We start from the raw sequence: 16,224 nt of genomic DNA on the forward strand, positions 1-16,224 counted from the left end.
CGCGAGTCCCGCACTCACACACCCCGAGTCCCGCGTTCGCGCATACCGAGTCCCGCGTTCGCGCATACCAAGTTGCGCGTTCGCACGCCGAGTCCCGCGTTCACGCACCGAGTTGGGATTTCGTGCAGCACGAAACCGCAACTCATGGTGTTTGAACGCGGGACTCGGTATGTCTGAACGCGGGACTCGCGGGTCAGGGGGTGGTGGGGAGGGTTTTGGTCACCAGGGCGGTGACGGGTTCGCGGGCCGCGGCCAGGGTTGTTGGGACCAGGCCGATTCTGGTGCGGCGGTGGAGTACGTCGTCGGCGTCCAGGGCGCCTTCCTGCTGGACCGCCCACTGGACCTCGCCGGCCGTGATCTCCAGGTCGTCGGCCACCGGGGTGGGGTCCAGGGCGGCCACGCGTGGGGCTTCGGTGCCGTACTTGGCGACCAGGCGTTCTGGTGCGTCCACCGTGGACAGGACGGGACGGGGCGCCGCGCCGACCAGGGCGAGGTGGCGGGTGCGGGACTCCGTCGCGGTCAGGCCGGCGGCCGCGACCGCCGCGTCGACGGCGTCCTCGGCCATGCGGCGGTAGGTCGTCAGCTTGCCGCCCACGATGGTCAGCACGCCCTCCGGTGAGCGCAGGACCGCGTGGTCGCGGGACAGGTCCGCGCTGCGGCCCGGCGCGTCGAGCAGGGGTCGCAGTCCCGCGTAGCTGCCCAGCACGTCGTCGTGGGTCAGGCGCCTGGCCAGCACCGAGGACGCCACCAGCAGCAGGAAGTCCACGTCGGACGGCGGGGCCACCGGTTCGTCCGGGATCTCGCCGTCGAACGGCTCGTCGGTCAGCCCTATGTACACCAGACCGTCCCGCTGCGGCAGCAGGAGCACGAACCGCGACCGCGAGCCCGGCACCGGCACGGTCACCGCCGTGTTGGCCAGGCCGATCGACGGGCCGGACACCACCAGGTGCGTGCCCAGCGACGGCCGCAACCGCACCGACGGCACCAGGCGTCCCGCCCACACGCCGGTCGCGTTGATCACCGCGCGGGCCCGGACCTCCACGAGCCGGCCGCCGTCGCGGATCTCCGCGGCGGTGCCGGACAGACCCACGACCGGCGTGCGGGTCAGGATCTTCGCGCCGAGTCCGGCCGCGGTCCTCGCCAGTGCGACCACGAGCCGCGCGTCGTCGGTGAGCTGGCCGTCGAACGAGAGCAACCCGCCACGAAGGTCCGACGTACGCAGCCCCGGCGCCAGCGCGAGCGCCTCCTGCGCCGACACCCGCCGCGGCGAGGGCAGCAGCGCCGACGGTGTCCGCGCCGCGCGGCGCAGCACGTCCCCGGCCATCAGCCCAAGGTGGACGACCGCCGCATGACCGCCGGAAATCTGGCTGTGCAAGGGAATCAGCTGCGGCAGCGGCCGGGACAGGTGTGGCGCGGTCGACGTCATCAGGATGCCGCGCTCCACCGCGCTCTCGTGCGCGAGCCGCACGTCACCCCTCGCCAGGTAACGCAGTCCACCGTGGACGAGCTTGCTCGACCACCGAGACGTGCCGAACGCCAGGTCGCGGGCCTCCAGCAGCGCCACGGACAACCCGCGTGCGGCCGCGTCCAACGCGATGCCGGCACCGGTCACCCCGCCGCCGACCACGAGTACGTCGACGACCTCGCCGGCCGTCAGCGCCGCCAGGTCGGCGGCACGGCGCGTCGCGTTGAGCGCGGTCGTCACGGCGTCCCCACGAGGGCGCGGTGCCGGCGGTTCGCTCCGCGGGCAGCGCTCACGGCTGTAAGGCGACGTCGAGCATCCGGCCCAACTCGGTCAGCAGGTCGTCCAGGTCGACGTCCGATGTGGAGGGCCGGATCGTGAACACGTACGGCTGTAGCAACAGGAAGACCGTGCGGGCCTGGACCTTCAGCGGCGCGGACCGGATCGAGTTGTCCGCGTGCCCGGCCGCGAGCTGTGCGTACAGGTACTCCTCGGTCATCCGCTGGCTCGTGCCGATCCGCTCGAAGATGTACGGCACCAGCATCTCCGCGTCCCGCTCGATCACCGCGTGCATGAACGGGTTGGCGGCCAGCGAACGCAGCATCTGCACGGACGCGACGACGAGCTGCCCCCGTGCGGTCGGCTCGTCCCGCGCCGCCTCGGTCGCCTTCGCCAGCATCGTGCCGACCTCGCGGGTGATCAATGCGGACAGCATGCCGCGCACATCGGGAAAGCGGCGGTAGAGCGTCATCCTGCTCACTCCGGCGGTGCGCGCGACATCGCTCAGCGTGGTCCGGCGGACGCCTACCGCGAGCACGCACTCCTTGGCCGCGTCGAGCAGTACATCATCTGCAACACGGTTGGGTGACGGAGTGTGACGGATGGTGGCCATATGTCACACTATACTAGTGAGCAAGAACAATGACCACCTTGACCGCCTCGAGCGTCGCGGATGGACGCCCGTCGACGGTGACAGCAACGCCATACTGCCGGCACACGCCGCCCGCTGGCTAGCGGCGCGGACGGGTCTGCCCGTACGAACAACGCCGGCTGCCCCGGATTCCGCTTTGACCGTACCGGAATCCGGGCTGCCGCCGGCGGCGCGGGAGGCGCTGTGCGCCGTGCTCGGGAAGGAGCACGTGCATACGGGTCGGGACGAACGCCTTGGCCGCACCGGTGGTCTGTCCTACCTGGACCTCCTGCGCCACCGTGGGATCGGCGCGGCGCCCGTGCCGGACGCGGTGGTCGTGCCGGCGGATCCCGATGAGGTGCAACGGGTTCTGGAGGTCTGCGCGACACACCGTGTCGGCGTCGTGCCGTTCGGTGGGGGCACGTCGGTGGTCGGCGGGGTGGCCGCGCTGCGGGGCGACAAGGCCGCGGTCGTGGTGCTCGACCTGGCGCGGTTGGACCGGCTCGTGTCCGTGGACCCGGTGTCGCGGCTCGCGGTGTTCCAGGCCGGTGTGGTCGCACCGGAGGCGGAGCGGCTGCTCGCCGCGCACGGGCTGACGCTCGGGCATGTGCCGCAGTCGTTCGAGCGTGCGACGATCGGCGGCTTCGCCGCGACCAGGTCGGCCGGCCAGGCCTCCGCCGGCTACGGCCGGTTCGAGGACATGGTCGAGGGCGTGCGCGTCGCGACACCGCGAGGTGAGTGGCGGCTTGGCGCCGCGCCGGCGTCCGCGGCCGGTCCCGACCTGCGGCAGCTGGTCGTCGGCAGCGAGGGCGCGTTCGGAGTGATCACCGAGGTGACCGTGCGGGTGCGTGAGCTGCCGACCGTGCGCCGCTACGAGGGTTTCGTGGTCGACGGCTGGGACGCCGGCGCGCTGGCCATGCGTGAGCTGGCGCAGCGGCAGGTGCTCGCGGACGTGACACGACTGTCCGACCCGCACGAGACCGACGTCGCCTTCGCGCTGTCCGGTGGCTGGAAGACCGCGCTGGTGCGCAAGTACCTGCGCCTGCGGGGCGTCCTCGAACCGTGCCTGCTGATCCTGGGCTGGGAGGCCACGTCCACCGAGGAGCTCGCGCTGCGCCGGCGCGCGACGCTGCGGGTGCTGCGTGACCTGCGGCCGGTCTCGCTCGGCACGGCGGCGGGGGAGTCCTGGCGGCACGGCCGGTTCGCCGGCCCACGGCAGCGGGACGCCCTGCTGGACAAGGGGGTCTGCGTCGAGACGTTGGAGACCGCCGCGTACTGGAAGAACCTGAGCGAGCTGCGCACCGCGGTCCGCGGCGCGCTCGTCGCGGCGCTGGCCGCGCCCGGCCGGGCGCCGGTCGTCGCGTGTCACATCTCACACGCCTACGAGACGGGCGCCTCGCTGTACTTCACCGTGCTCGTCCCGCGTGCCGAGGACGACCCGGAAACCCAGTGGCGGCAGGCGAAGGCGGCCGCGTGCGAGGCGATCGGGACACTCGGGACGATCACCCACCACCACGCGGTCGGCGTCGACCACGCGCCGTACCTGTCCCGCGAGATCGGCCCGCTGGGCGTGGACGTGCTCGCCGCGGTCAAGCGGACCCTCGACCCGGACGGCGTGCTCAACCCCGGGAAGCTGTTGGATGAGAAGCGCTAGGCGGTTCCCTGCGCACCACGCCGCGCCAGACGATCACGAGCGCGCCGGCGAAGAACAGCGGCCACGAGAAGGCGAGGCGGGTGGCGATCGCGCTCTCGCACGTGTTCACGTAGGTGGCGAGGACGTCCTGGCCCGGCCGGTCGAGCGCGCCGGCGAGCGGGCCGGTCTCCACGCCGCCGATCGTGTTGCCGCACGTGACGTGGCCGGGGTTGGCCGGGTCCGCGTTGGCCACCCGCACGGGCAGCAACGCGAGCAGCAGGCCGAGCAGCAGCCCGGCGACGGAGAGGACCACCCAGAACTGGCGCGGGGTGAGCATGACTTTGGCCAGCGGGTCCGCCGGCCGTTCCGCTTCGGGCGGGGACTCGGTGTGCGGAGGCACCGGTTGCCGCACCGTCTGCGCAGTCGCGAGGTCGGGCTCGGTGTTCATGGGGAGAGCGTGCCTCCTGAACGGCACGTCTGACCAGGGAATGGCGCAAATAAGGGGTCAGGGCCTCAGTGCGGGTAGTACGCGCTCGTCTCCAGCTTGCCGTGGTCGCAGACCGAGCCGAACTCGTAGTCGACCTCGAAGGGTGCGGTCTCATCAGGTGGCAGGACGTTGATCGCGCTCGCCACCGGCTGGCACGGACCGGTGGTCGGCTCGTCACCGGTCGCGACCACCGTCCAGTGCAGGCGCTTGCCGGCCTCGCCGCCCGGGTTCAGCCGGATGAGCGTGGGCACCGGATCGAGGTTGCGTTCCGCGTTCGTGGGGATCTGCTCCCTGGTGGCGGTGAGCAGCTGCAGGCCGCCGAACCCCTTGATCGTGCAGGTCCGGTTGCTCTTGTTCGTCACGACGAGCACCACGGACCGGTGGCCGGCCGCGGCGCCCATCGTCTCGACGGAACCGGTGAGCAGGTCGGCGGTGCAGTTGGTCACCGGGCCTGATGGCGCGGCCACGCCACTGGTCGGCGGCGGTGGCGAGGAGGAGGTCGAGGTGGTCGGGGAGAGGGTCGGTGTTGGCTCGCTGGCCGCGTTCTGACCTGCGCCGCAGGCACTGGTCGCCGTCAGGACGAGCGCCGCGATCACACAGAGTCGGTCATGTCGGGCCACGCCCTCACCTCCGAGACGGGTTCCACGCCTCCCCACGGGGCCGCCAGGATACGCAATCCCTCGACGGAGTCGACCCACACGTAGGTCCAGCACGGCAAACCGCCTGGTAGCGCGATTCTGGTCCGCCGGTACTCCGTGCCCTCGTAGTCGTCCAGTTCGGACAGCACGCGGGCGGGTTCCGCCAGGTGGACTACCCATCCGGCGACACCCGGCCCAGTGCCCGGTCGTAACGCGGGGTAGCCGAGTCCGGTGTCGTAGAGGACACCCGGGATGCGTGCCTCGTACGTCTGGCCGGCATGGGGTTCGAGCCGCCACCAGTCGGATGCGGTCGGCTGGAGCGTGCCGTAGACGAACACCCGGCCGGGGAAGTCCTCGGGTGCCGGCGCCCCGCTGATCTCACGGACGGTGAGCCCGTCGGTGTCGGCCGGCACGCCGGTCAGGGCGGCGGCGCCCGCCTGGGGGACGTCCGCGCACCGGACGGGCCTGCCGTCGACGAGCAGCGGCATGCGCCGCGGGGCGGCGGCCGTGTAGGCGAGGGGGCCGTCGACGAGGGTGCCGTTCGTGAGGCGGACCGCGCCGGTGTCGACGCGGGCGAGGTGGTAGCGCTCCCCGCGGCCCTCGCAGCGGTCCAGCACGGCGACCTGGTCCTGGGTGGCCAGCCACACGGCGTGGTCCTCGACGTTGCCGGGCAGCGCGGCGAGGGTGGCGGGGCGCTGGGTGTCGACGACCCGCAGGCCGCTGGCCCAGACCGCGGCGAGGCCCGTGCAGCGGGCCGTCAGGAGCACGGCGGGCCCCGTCATGCCCAGGGCCGTGCGCAGCCAGGTGATCTTGGACGGGCAGACGTTGGAGCCGTAGCAGAGCACGGGGACGCGGTCGGCCAACGGCGGCGCGTCCCGTGCCGCGAGCCAGTCGTCGAGGTCCCGGCCGTCGACCCGCCAGCCGGACAGGGCCGCCGGGTCGGCGGTGAGGTCCCAGCCGGTGGCGTCGTCGTGCACGAAGGAGCCCGGTGGGCGGCGCCCGGGGTAGGGCGCCGCCGGGTACTCCTCGTCCGCGAACATGCCTCCGAGGGTGTCAGACCCTCGGCAGCTTCTTCCACGGCGGCGCGATGATGTAGGCCACGCCGCCCGGGCCGCCGGAGATGCCGCCGGAGGCGTTGACGCGCTTGGTGCGCAGCCAGATCGTCGCGAACTGGTCGCGCTTGTACACGTTGCGGACGGCGTCGTTGTCGTGCGAGGCGGGGTCGTTCGCGATGACGTCACCGTTCGCGGTGAAGCCGACGACCACCATGATGTGCCCGGACGTGCCGTAGCCCGCGCCGTCCAGCTCGCTGGACAGGAACGACTGCGACGTGATCACCGGGATGCCCGCCCTGATGAACTTCTCGATGTCCGTCAGCGAGTGCAGGCGGGTGATGTGCCCGTACAGGCCGAAGGAGGCGGCGTAGGCGGTGTTGAACGGCCAGTTGCCGGTGCCGTCGTAGTCGTGGTCGTAGGTGTACCGGGCGGCGAATGGGATCTGCGGGTCGGCGATGGCGGGGTCGATCCAGCCCAGGTCCTTCCGGCTCGGCCCGCGGCCCCAGTACTCGACGACCATCTCCGTGGAGGTGGGGCTGCACCAGGCCTCACCGCCGCCGCCGTACTCGGGGTACTGGCCGGCGTGGATGTTCTGCGAGTAGCGCGGCACGGGCAGCTCGGTGCCCCACGCGCCGGCGGTCGGCCCGGCGGGCGCGCTGAAGCGGTCGGGGATGTGGGAGGTCATCGCGCCGACCATGCCGACCGTGGGTGACCGGTGCGTGCCCCGCTCGCGGTAGAGGGTGACCCGCAGCTGGTAGCCGGCGATCGGCTGCGACGCGACGAACGTGTCGACGTCGATGTAGCCGACGGCGTCCTCCTGGCCGGGGACCGTCGTGCGGACGATGTCGGTGTCCTTCAGCGCCCAGCGGCCCATCGTGTACCACCCGGACCTCGTGCCCTGCGCCGTGGTGCCCTGCATCTCGACGCTCAGCCAGGTGTCGTCCGGCGTCCGGGCGTTCCAGGAGGCGACGAGCTGCGTGGCGTCGAAGCCCGGCCGGTAGACCGGGGAGGTCCAGCGGCCGAACTCGTAGGTCCGGGTGGTGCCGAGGTCGGGCTCGGTGTGCTCGACCGTGCCGGCGGGTCGGGTGATGACCAGGCCCGCCGGCGTGGGCCGGACACCTTCGGCGCGGCCCTTGCGGAAGTCGGCGGGTGACTTCCACTCGTGGAAGTCGACCGGTGCGTCAGCGGTGGCCGGTGCGGCCATGACCGGCACGGCGGACAGGGACATCGCCAGTGCGGCCGACAGAGCGGCGGTCACCAGGCGTAATGGATGTGCGCGCATGCCAAGGATTTTCCTGGCAGTCCAAGGTCATGTAAACAGTTCGCGGATGTCGTCCGCGCACGCACGCCGGACGGTGGGTTCAGCGGCGGTCCTCTTCCTCCAGTTCCGCCAGGAAGTCGGCCCAGAACTGTTCCACGCAGCGCTCGTAGCGGATGCCCAGCTCCATCGTCTTGACCTGCCAGCGGTCGGCGTAGTCGACGACCTCCGCGCGTTGCTCCTCGTACGCGTCGGCCCGCGTCCGGTGCGACTCGCGGCGGTCACGGGCGAGCTGCAGCAGGTCCTTGCGGGTGCCGAAGTTCAGGAAGAACAGCTTCAGCAGGCCGAGGTCGCGTACCTCCGTCGGCTCCTCGGTCGGCGCCGAGAGCCAGTCGCGCAGCGCCTCGCGGCCCGCCGGGAGGATCGAGTACGTCCTGCGCCGCCGGCCGCCCTCCTCGACGTCCTCGCTGACCAGCCCGTCGGCCACCAGGCGGGCGGGCTCGTCGTACAGCTGGGAGTGCGCGAACGCCCAGAAGTTCCCGATGGTGTTCGCGATCCACTGCTTGAGGTCGTAGCTGGTCGCGGGCGAGTAGCTCAGCATGCCCAGCACGACGTACGAAGTCGCGGTCAGCTTCCGCATACGGGATTCGGGCACGTGGCCGACGATACCGATCTCCGACGGTCGGTGCCGACCATTTGGTTTAGGCCAAATGCCAAATCACAACACCCCCCACTCCCACACAACGCGCCCCACCAGCAGTTTCTCCCCACCAACAACGTCGGATACGACTACGATGATCCGACGCCCACCATGCAACAGACGGCCTATCACCGCCTGCCCGCACCCAGAACACCTCCCTTCCCTGAACTCGAGGGTCAGGGCCGCCCACCGCCGTCGCGTGCCCGCACCCATGGCACCTCCCTTCCCTGAACTCGAGCCCCGAGGCCGCCCACCGCCGTCGCGTGCCCGCACCCATGACACCCCCCATCCCCGAACTCGAGGGTCAAGGCCGCCCACCGCCGTCGCGTGCCCGCACCCAGGCCACCCCCCATCTGTGACCTCAAGCCCCGAGGCCACCAACCGCCACCTCAGGGGAACGTGACGCAGCCCAGCCACAAGCACGTACCCAAACAGAACGCACCTCCCCAACAAAACCAACACTCAAAAACCCCGGGGAGGCGGAACAGTCAGAGGTGGGTGACGTCCAGGGTGCCGTCCGCGGCTGCCGCGCGGATCCGCTTCTTGTCGAACTTGCCGACGCTCGTCTTCGGCACCTCGTCGATGAACGTCCAGTTCTCCGGCAGCTGCCACTTCGCGACCTTGTCGGCCAGGAAGTCACGCAGCTGGGTCGGCGTGGCCGACTCGCCGGTACGCAGCACGACCGCCACCAGCGGCCGCTCCGACCACTTCTCGTCCGGCACCCCGACCACCGCGGCCTCCGCGACCGCGGGGTGCGCCATCACCGCGTTCTCCAGGTCCACCGACGAGATCCACTCGCCGCCGGACTTGATGATGTCCTTCGACCGGTCGGTGAGCCGCAGGAAGCCGTCCGGCGTGATCGCGCCGACGTCGCCGGTGCGCAGCCAGCCGTCGTCGGTGAACTTCTCCGCGCCCTCCTGACCGGGCTCGACGCGGTAGTACGCCGCCGCGACCCACGGCCCGGCGCACTCCAACTCGCCGACCGCCTCGTTGTCCCACGGCAGCTCGTTGCCCTCGTCGTCCCGGAGCCTGGCCCGCACGGACGCCGGGAAGCGGCCCTGCAGGATCCGGTACTCCCAGGTCTGCTCCGGCGGCAGCCCGGCGGGCGGCAGGGACACCGAGCCCAGCGGTGACGTCTCGGTCATGCCCCAGGCGTGGACGATCGTCACGCCCAGCTTGTCGAACTCGGCCATCAGGGACGGCGGGCACGCGGAGCCGCCCACGACGGCCCGGCCCAGCGGCGCGAGGTCCTGCGGCTTCTGCGTCAGCAGGGCCAGGAGTCCCTGCCAGATCGTCGGCACCGCGCCCGCCATCGTCGGCTTCTCGGCCGCGATCATGGCGGCCAGCGGCTCCGGCTGCAGGAACCGGTCCGGCATGATCAGCGACGCGCCCACCATGAGCGCCGCGTACGGCAGGCCCCACGACATCGCGTGGAACTGCGGCACGATGACCAAGGCCCGGTCCGCCTGCGACAACGCCATCGAGTCGGTCATGCACACCTGCATCGAGTGCAGCCAGATCGAGCGGTGCGTGTAGACGACGCCCTTCGGGTCGCCGGTGGTGCCGGACGTGTAGCACATCGCCGCGGCGGAGTTCTCGTCCACGTCCGGCCAGTCGAACGTGTCGGGCTGGTCAGCGAGCAGCCCGGCATACGAGTGCACGGTCACGCCGTCGGGCGCCCGCAGCGACGAGGCGTCGCCGTTGACGACCACCACGTGCCGGACCGTTTCGAACGTCGGCAGCACCTTCGCGAGCAGCGGCACCAGCGTGCCGTCGACCAGCACGACGTGGTCCTCGGCGTGGTTGGCGACGTAGGTCAGCTGCTCGGGGAACAGGCGGATGTTGAGCGTGTGGAGCACCGCGCCCATCGCCGGCACGGCCAGGTAGGCGACCAGGTGCTCGGCGTTGTTCCACATGAACGTGCCGACCCGCTGGTCGGCCGTCACCCCGAGGCTGCGCAGCGCGTGCGCGAGGCGTGCCGCCTCCCTGCCGACCTCGGCGTAGTTGGTTCGGCGGGCCTCGGTCCCGGTCCACGTGACGACCTCGGCGCTGGCGTGGACCCGGCTGCCGTGCCGCAGCAGGTTCGCGATGGACAGTTGACCGTCCTGCATGGTGCCCAACATCGCTGTTCAAGCTCCCTGTGGCTGATTACCGCTACTGGCCAGAACAGTAGTGCGCGAAAGTGCGCCAGAACACGGGTAACACTCCGTATTGGACCCCCGGAAGGTGGGTTACCTGCGGTTTCGGCGCGAAGTCTTCGCGTGTCGCGCGTATGTTCCGAGGCGTTGATGTGTTTACTGGCAGCGGCGCCGCGGGGGAGCGGTCCAGGCTTTTGCCTGGTCGTCGACCTGCGCGGACCTGCCAGAAGACGGAGAAGGAAGGAACACCACGGTGGCTCTGCCCACGTTGACTCCAGAGCAGCGCGCTGACGCGCTGGCCAAGGCGGCGGAGGCGCGCAAGGCGCGCTCCGAGCTGTTGGCGTCGATCAAGTCCGGTGAGCGGACCATCGCGTCGGTGCTCGGCAAGGCGAAGGACGACAAGACCATCGGCAAGACCAAGGTCGCCGCCCTGCTCAAGGCCGTGCCCGGACTTGGTGCCGTGAAGGTCGCCGCGCTGCTCGAGCAGACCGGCATCGACCCGGACCGGCGCGCGGCCGGCCTCGGCGACCGTCAACGCGCCGCGCTCATCGACGCGTTGAACTAACCGATCCAGGACACACCGTCAGGGCCCGTGAGTGGGAGCTGCTCGCGGGCCCTGAACGTGTTCAAAATCCTACCGCCAAGGGAGTTTCACGGCCCGGCTCGTGGGCAATGATGGAGACGTGATCGAGGACTATCGCCCCGGCTCGTTCCTCCTGACCTCGCCGCGGCGGGCGCTGCTGGCGACCGGCGAACGCCAGGTCGTGACCGAGCCCGACCCGGACGAGTTGGCCAAGCGGGTCACGAAGCTCCTGGTCGACTCCGACGTTCCCGTCGCCGTCGGCGCGCTTCCCTTCGACGTCGAGGCCGCGCCGCACATCGTGCTCCCGGAAGCGGCCCGCTGGTCAGGGCCCCTGCGTGCCTACCCACGCAGGCCCGTCGGGTCCGCGGTGAGCGTCGAGGCGATGCCCTCCCGCGCCGGGTACGCCCGCGCCGTGGCCTGCGCCGTCGACGAGCTGGCGGCCGGCGACCTGCGCAAGGTCGTCCTGGCCCGCTCGCTGCGGCTGACCATGGCCGCGCCGGTCGACGTCCGGACCCTGCTCGCGAACCTCGTCTCCGACAACGCCGCCGGCTTCACCTACGCCGTCGACCTCCCGGCCACCGCCGGCCGCCGGACGCTGGTCGGCGCGACGCCCGAGATGCTGGTGTCCCGCACCGGCGCCACCGTCGTCGCGAACCCACTGGCCGGGTCGATCCCACGGCACCAGGACCCCGACCAGGACCACGCCAACGGTCAGGCCCTCCTCGCCTCGCAGAAGGACCACGACGAGCACCGGGTCGTCGTCGAGGCCGTCGCCGACGCGCTCCGGCCGTTCTGCCGCACCCTCGACGTGCCCGACAAGCCGGAGCTCGTCAGCACCACCGCCGTCTGGCACCTGTCCACCCGCGTCACCGGCGAGCTACGCGACCCGGGCGTCACCGCACTGCGACTCGCGAGCGCGCTGCACCCGACCCCGGCCGTCTGCGGCACCCCCGTAGCGCAGGCCAGGGCCACCATCGAGGCGCTGGAACCCTTCGACCGCGGCTTCTACGCCGGCGCCATCGGCTGGTGCGACGCCGACGGCGACGGCCAGTGGGTCGTCGGCATCCGCTGCGCCGAACTGACCGAACCCGTCACCGGCCCGCCGACCATGACCCTGTACTCGGGCGCGGGCATCATGCCAGCCTCGGTCCCCGACCTGGAGGTAACCGAAACCTCCGCAAAGTTCCAAACCCTCCTGCGCGCAATGGGCCTACACCTAGACGTCACCTAACCCTCACGACCCCCGCCTCCCCACACTCCGACTCCCGCGTCCACACCTACCGAGTCCCGCGTTGGCACATACCGAGTCCCGCGTTCGTGCATGCCGAGTCCCGCGGTCGCGCACATCGAGTCGCGGTTTCGTGCAGGTCTTGGTCGGCCGGGGCACGAAACCGCAGTTCGCTGTGCCTGAACGCGGGACTCGGTGTGTCTGAACGCGGGACTCGCGGGGGTCAGGAGAGGGACTTGATCAGGTCTGTGGCCTCGTGTTCCTCGACCTTGGGGGTTGAGTCGGTGAAGACGGCCATGCAGGCGCGGTAGCCGGGGCCGCGGTCGAGGTCGACCATGCGTACGGCGTCGATGTCCACTTCGGAGGCCTCGGAGGTGAGGACTCGGGGGGCGTCGTCGTGGGCGGCCAGCGTCAGCTTGCTCATCTGGACCCACATGCCCTTGCCGGTGGCCTTGAGCACGGCCTCCTTGCGGGCCCAGTACGTGAAGAACGCGCCGCGACGGTCGTCGTCGGGTACCGCCTTGAACGTGGTCAGCTCCGGCGGCGAGAAGCAGATCCCGGCCAGGCCGTCGACCTCGGCGTCCCGCACCTCCTCGACGTCGACGCCGACCGGCGCGCCGTCGGTCATCGCGAGCGCGACCCACTCGCCGGAGTGCGAGATCGACACCTCCAGCGTCGAGCCGACGACCTTCGGCTTGCCGTGTGGCTTGCCGCAGTCGAAGCAGGAGCTGTCCAGCACCACGTCACCGGGTGCGACGCCCAGCTCGGCGGACACGACGCCGCGGATCAGCGCGCGCCCGGTGAGGAAGCGCAGCTTGTCGGCCTCCCGCCGGTATCCCGCGAAGCGACCGCGCTCCACTTCGTCCAGCAGACCGAAGAGTCCGGGGGTCTCCGCGGCCGGGTGCGCCCACCACACGTCGCATCGCATGTCTGAATCATGCCTCAACACTGCTCCAGATGGGCCTTGTGTTCGGGTTACTGTCCGGTAATTTGGCGCCCATCGTCTACGCCTCGAAGAGGAGGTCCGGTGCGTCGTGTCGTCGGCTTCGTCCTGCTGGGACTGGGGGTCTTCGCGGTGGCGCTCGGGTTGTTGCTGCGTTTCTGGGCGTATCCGCAACTGGCCAAAGCCCCACTCGACACCAAGTCGACGTCGGTGGCCGAAGGCACGGGCATCACCGCGCTCGTGATCAAGACCGTGGACGGCACGCCGTCACCGGAGGTCGAGGACGATCTCAACGTCCGGTCGACCACCTACGTGACCGGCGACCTGACGCAGCCGGAGGTCAAGGCCGACGGCGACATCGCGGCCTACGTCGAGGCGATCAAGACCGTCGACGAGTCGACGGGCATCACGATCAACGCCACGGTGCGCGAGCTGTGCTTCGACCGGTTCTCCGGCGAGGCCGTCGCGCCGTGCGAGGGCCAGTACGTCGAGGTGGAGAAGGGCAAGCGCGAGACGCCCACCAAGCGTGGCGTGGTCCAGCAGCCGGGTCTGTCGTTCAAGTTCCCGTTCGGCGTCGACCAGCAGGACTACCGGTTCTACGACCTGCAGGTGCGCAAGGCCGTCAAGGCCAAGTACGTCGGCGAGGACACCATCCAGGGACTGGACGTCTACAAGTTCGTCATGGACGTGCCGAACACCCGGATCGGCGAGGAGGAGGTGCCCGGGTCGCTCGTCGATGAGCCGGACGAGCCGAGCGTCGACGCCGACCTGTACTACAAGGGCAAGCGCACGCTGTGGGTGGAGCCGTCCACCGGCGTGATCGTCCTCGGCCAGCAGGAGATGACGCAGGAGCTGGTGCCGCCGGGCAAGGAGCCGGGCGAGGGCACGGTGGTCTTCAACGGCACGCTGCGGCTCAACGACAAGACCGTGAGCGACTTCGTCCGCCAGGCCGAGGACGCCAAGAGCCAGCTGCAACTGCTGACCATGTGGCCGATCGTGATGTGGATCGTGGGTGGCGTGCTGGCGGCCGTCGGGCTGTTCCTGCTGTTCCTCGGCTTCGGTCGCGGCGAGTCCGGCATGGCCGACGGGGTGCCGCCGCGGGAGCGCCAGCCGGTCGGTGCCAGCGGCTAGCGCCTACGGAGCACGAGCACCAGGTTCCAGGAGGCCAGCTCGCGCAGAAAAGGCACCCGGACAATCCATGTCGCCCACCACGGGTGATATCTCGGGAGGGCGCGGACGAGTATCGCGTCGTCGGACCTCCGGGACCATCGGAGTGCTTTTCCGACGGTAAGTGCGAACAGGCTCTCGCCGAACTTGTTCTTCGGTTCGTGCCCATTCTTGCGGGCATATCGGCGGCGCGCGTAACGGCCGCCGAGAAAATGCCATGGCGCGGTCTCGTGGCCGCCCCACGGCGAGAACCAGGGCGTGAAGGAGACGAACACGGTGCCGCCCGGCCGGGTCACCCGGACCATCTCGTCGAGCATGCGGACCGGGTCGGCGACATGCTCGAGGACGTTCGAGGAGTAGCAGACATCCACGGATGTGCTGCGTATGGGCAGTTCAGTGCCACTGGCGCGGATCATGTCCTTGGCGGGATCGCCACGCGCGGACAGCTCCCCGACATCCGGGTCGATGCCGAAGTAGACGGCGCCGGCGGCCCGGAACGCGTCGGCGAAGTAGCCGGGGCCACCGCCGACGTCGAGAATCGTTCGGCCGTTCAGTGCAACGTACTCCGATATCTGGCGCACCGAGTCGCCGGCGAGTACCTGGTAGAAGTAGTCCGGTTCGGACTGCTCTTTCAGAAATGCGCGGAACAGGTGGATCGATCTCTGTAGGGAGTTGGTCTTACCTACCATTTAGGGCTGTCTTTCCGGTCGGTTTTCTGATCCACTGTACTGATCAGTAGCCTTTTTAGTCTGGCGGAGCGTTCATGAGTCGTCCCACGGTACTGCTCGTGAACTGGCGCGACACCCGGCATCCCGAGGGTGGCGGGTCTGAGCGCTACGTGGAGCGGATGGCCGAGGGTCTGGCGAGGCGCGGGTACGACGTGACGATCCAGTGCGCGGCTCATGCCAACGCGCCCGCCGACGAGGTCGTCGACGGCGTCCGGTTCCGCCGGCGCGGCGGCAGGCTCACGGTGTACCTGTGGGCGCTGGTCGCCGTTCTGCGACTCCGCCCCGACCTGGTCGTGGACGTGCAGAACGGGATGCCGTTCTTCTCGCCCCTGGTCGCGCGGTGCCCGGTGCTGGTCCTCGTGCACCACGTGCACCGGGAACAGTGGACCGCCGTGCTGGGGCCGGTGCTGGGGCGGATCGGCTGGCTGGTGGAGTCGAGGCTGGCTCCCCGGCTGTACCGGAACTGCGCCTATGTCACGGTGTCCGAGGTGACGCGGACCGAGCTGGACCGGCTCGGTGTGTCCGCGGCCCGGATCACGGTGGTACACAACGGTTTGGACCCCGTGCCACCCACGCGTGCCGCGCAGGACCGGGATCCCACCCTGGTCCTGGTGGGCAGGCTGGTGCCGCACAAGCAGGTGGAGCACGCGATCGACGTGGTGGCCCGCCTGGCGGCACGCTGGCCGAAGCTGCGGCTGGAGGTCGTGGGCCAGGGCTGGTGGCTGTCGAACCTGCGTCGCCACGCGGACCTCCGGGACGTGCAGGACCGCGTGACACTGCACGGCTGGGTCGACGAGCAGGACAAGCACGAGATCATCGCGCGCTCGTGGGTGCACGTGTGCCCGTCGGTCAAGGAGGGTTGGGGCGTGGCGATCATGGAGGCGGCCGCACACGGCGTGCCGTCGGTGGCCTACCGTGCCGCGGGCGGCGTGGCCGAGTCCATTGTGGACGGTTTCACCGGCCTGCTGGCCGACGACTTCGACGACCTGGTGGAGAAGGTGGACCGGCTGCTCGGCGCGGCCACCCTGCGGGCCGGCATGGCCGTGGCGGGCCGGGCGAGGGCGGGCAGGTACGACTGGGCCAGAAGCGTGGACGCGTTCGAGGAGCTCGTCAGGGAGTCGACCCGTACCTGACCGCGCCCGAACCGCTGCCGCCCATGTTGTTGGGCGAGGCCGGGTTCTCGAGGTTGACGGACTTGTCCGGCGCGGCGGCGTTGTTGACCGCGAAGGTGACCCCCGTGGCAGCAGCGACTGCGACCAACACTGTGGCGATCACGCCGATCAGCCTGCCCACG

Annotated in this window: 16 protein-coding genes; 5 read left to right on the plus strand and 11 right to left on the minus strand. The window is 70.5% G+C overall.

Translation table 11 applies throughout. The annotated features are described in order from the left end of the window. Positions 1-193: 193 nt before the first annotated feature. On the minus strand, positions 194-1,705 hold the full coding sequence (locus tag VET29_RS07960) for a glycerol-3-phosphate dehydrogenase/oxidase (RefSeq protein WP_324916786.1): 1,512 nt from the start codon (positions 1,703-1,705) through the stop codon (positions 194-196). A 49-nt stretch (positions 1,706-1,754) separates the two neighbouring features. Next, complete coding sequence (locus VET29_RS07965) at positions 1,755-2,354, minus strand: TetR/AcrR family transcriptional regulator (protein ID WP_324916789.1); 600 nt, start codon at positions 2,352-2,354, stop codon at positions 1,755-1,757. Here VET29_RS07965 and VET29_RS07970 point away from each other — a divergent pair. Continuing rightward, the gene (locus VET29_RS07970; RefSeq protein WP_324916792.1) at positions 2,344-4,026 is read left to right on the plus strand and encodes an FAD-binding oxidoreductase; all 1,683 of its coding nucleotides are present in this window, start codon (positions 2,344-2,346) and stop codon (positions 4,024-4,026) included. The genes VET29_RS07965 and VET29_RS07970 overlap by 11 nt on opposite strands. Here the strand turns inward: VET29_RS07970 and VET29_RS07975 are convergent. The 6 genes from VET29_RS07975 to VET29_RS08000 form a co-directional block, all read right to left on the minus strand. Further along, complete coding sequence (locus VET29_RS07975; protein WP_324916795.1) at positions 3,992-4,453, minus strand: hypothetical protein; 462 nt, start codon at positions 4,451-4,453, stop codon at positions 3,992-3,994. The two genes, VET29_RS07970 and VET29_RS07975, sit on opposite strands and share 35 nt — an antisense overlap. Before the next feature lie 65 nt (positions 4,454-4,518). Next, a complete protein-coding gene (locus VET29_RS07980; protein ID WP_324916798.1) occupies positions 4,519-4,938 on the minus strand; it encodes a DUF4232 domain-containing protein in 420 nt (139 codons plus the stop codon). A gap of 146 nt (positions 4,939-5,084) precedes the next feature. Further along, positions 5,085-6,170 carry a gamma-glutamylcyclotransferase family protein gene (locus VET29_RS07985; RefSeq protein WP_324916801.1) on the minus strand — a complete coding sequence of 362 codons (1,086 nt, stop codon included), beginning with the start codon at positions 6,168-6,170 and terminating at the stop codon, positions 5,085-5,087. Between the two features lie 13 nt (positions 6,171-6,183). After that, complete coding sequence (locus VET29_RS07990) at positions 6,184-7,467, minus strand: C39 family peptidase (RefSeq protein ID WP_414636459.1); 1,284 nt, start codon at positions 7,465-7,467, stop codon at positions 6,184-6,186. Positions 7,468-7,546: 79 nt separating this feature from the next. Further along, positions 7,547-8,098, minus strand: a complete 552-nt coding sequence (locus VET29_RS07995) for a PadR family transcriptional regulator (protein ID WP_324916804.1) — start codon at positions 8,096-8,098, stop codon at positions 7,547-7,549. A 533-nt stretch (positions 8,099-8,631) separates the two neighbouring features. Then, positions 8,632-10,266 carry a long-chain fatty acid--CoA ligase gene (locus tag VET29_RS08000; protein WP_324916807.1) on the minus strand — a complete coding sequence of 545 codons (1,635 nt, stop codon included), beginning with the start codon at positions 10,264-10,266 and terminating at the stop codon, positions 8,632-8,634. A gap of 268 nt (positions 10,267-10,534) precedes the next feature. Here VET29_RS08000 and mihF point away from each other — a divergent pair, with 268 nt between their 5' ends. Both mihF and VET29_RS08010 read left to right on the plus strand, forming a co-directional pair. Continuing rightward, positions 10,535-10,846 (plus strand): integration host factor, actinobacterial type, encoded by a 312-nt coding sequence (gene mihF, locus VET29_RS08005; RefSeq protein ID WP_324916811.1) that lies wholly within the window; start codon positions 10,535-10,537, stop codon positions 10,844-10,846. A gap of 118 nt (positions 10,847-10,964) precedes the next feature. Continuing rightward, on the plus strand, positions 10,965-12,095 hold the full coding sequence (locus VET29_RS08010; protein WP_324916814.1) for an isochorismate synthase: 1,131 nt from the start codon (positions 10,965-10,967) through the stop codon (positions 12,093-12,095). Between the two features lie 220 nt (positions 12,096-12,315). On the opposite strand, the gene VET29_RS08015 is transcribed toward VET29_RS08010, so the two are convergent. Beyond that, positions 12,316-13,020 carry a 4'-phosphopantetheinyl transferase family protein gene (locus VET29_RS08015; protein WP_324916816.1) on the minus strand — a complete coding sequence of 235 codons (705 nt, stop codon included), beginning with the start codon at positions 13,018-13,020 and terminating at the stop codon, positions 12,316-12,318. 99 nt (positions 13,021-13,119) lie between these two features. Between VET29_RS08015 and VET29_RS08020 the strand changes: the two genes are divergently transcribed. Further along, on the plus strand, positions 13,120-14,166 hold the full coding sequence (locus tag VET29_RS08020; RefSeq protein WP_324916818.1) for a DUF3068 domain-containing protein: 1,047 nt from the start codon (positions 13,120-13,122) through the stop codon (positions 14,164-14,166). Here VET29_RS08020 and VET29_RS08025 read toward each other — a convergent pair. Then, positions 14,163-14,858 carry a class I SAM-dependent methyltransferase gene (locus VET29_RS08025; RefSeq protein WP_324916861.1) on the minus strand — a complete coding sequence of 232 codons (696 nt, stop codon included), beginning with the start codon at positions 14,856-14,858 and terminating at the stop codon, positions 14,163-14,165. The genes VET29_RS08020 and VET29_RS08025 overlap by 4 nt on opposite strands. 107 nt (positions 14,859-14,965) lie before the next feature. On the opposite strand from VET29_RS08025, the gene VET29_RS08030 reads away from it, so the two are divergent. Continuing rightward, complete coding sequence (locus VET29_RS08030) at positions 14,966-16,063, plus strand: glycosyltransferase family 4 protein (RefSeq protein WP_324916821.1); 1,098 nt, start codon at positions 14,966-14,968, stop codon at positions 16,061-16,063. Here VET29_RS08030 and VET29_RS08035 read toward each other — a convergent pair. Further along, the gene (locus tag VET29_RS08035) at positions 16,041-16,223 is read right to left on the minus strand and encodes a hypothetical protein (protein ID WP_324916824.1); all 183 of its coding nucleotides are present in this window, start codon (positions 16,221-16,223) and stop codon (positions 16,041-16,043) included. The genes VET29_RS08030 and VET29_RS08035 overlap by 23 nt on opposite strands. Position 16,224: the final 1 nt, after the last annotated feature.

The sequence above is a fragment of the Actinophytocola sp. genome, from assembly GCF_035634895.1.
Classification (GTDB): Bacteria; Actinomycetota; Actinomycetes; order Mycobacteriales; family Pseudonocardiaceae; genus Actinophytocola.

Bases quoted from the DNA above. Each gene is read 5' to 3' on its own strand.
- VET29_RS07970 (WP_324916792.1), top strand. From the start codon at position 2,344: ATGGTGGCCATATGTCACACTATACTAGTGAGCAAGAACAATGACCAC.
- VET29_RS07965 (WP_324916789.1), bottom strand. From the start codon at position 2,354: ATGGCCACCATCCGTCACACTCCGTCACCCAACCGTGTTGCAGATGAT.
- VET29_RS07975 (WP_324916795.1), bottom strand. From the start codon at position 4,453: ATGAACACCGAGCCCGACCTCGCGACTGCGCAGACGGTGCGGCAACCG.
- VET29_RS07985 (WP_324916801.1), bottom strand. From the start codon at position 6,170: ATGTTCGCGGACGAGGAGTACCCGGCGGCGCCCTACCCCGGGCGCCGC.
- VET29_RS07990 (WP_414636459.1), bottom strand. From the start codon at position 7,467: ATGCGCGCACATCCATTACGCCTGGTGACCGCCGCTCTGTCGGCCGCA.
- VET29_RS08000 (WP_324916807.1), bottom strand. From the start codon at position 10,266: ATGTTGGGCACCATGCAGGACGGTCAACTGTCCATCGCGAACCTGCTG.
- VET29_RS08015 (WP_324916816.1), bottom strand. From the start codon at position 13,020: ATGCGATGCGACGTGTGGTGGGCGCACCCGGCCGCGGAGACCCCCGGA.
- VET29_RS08030 (WP_324916821.1), top strand. From the start codon at position 14,966: ATGAGTCGTCCCACGGTACTGCTCGTGAACTGGCGCGACACCCGGCAT.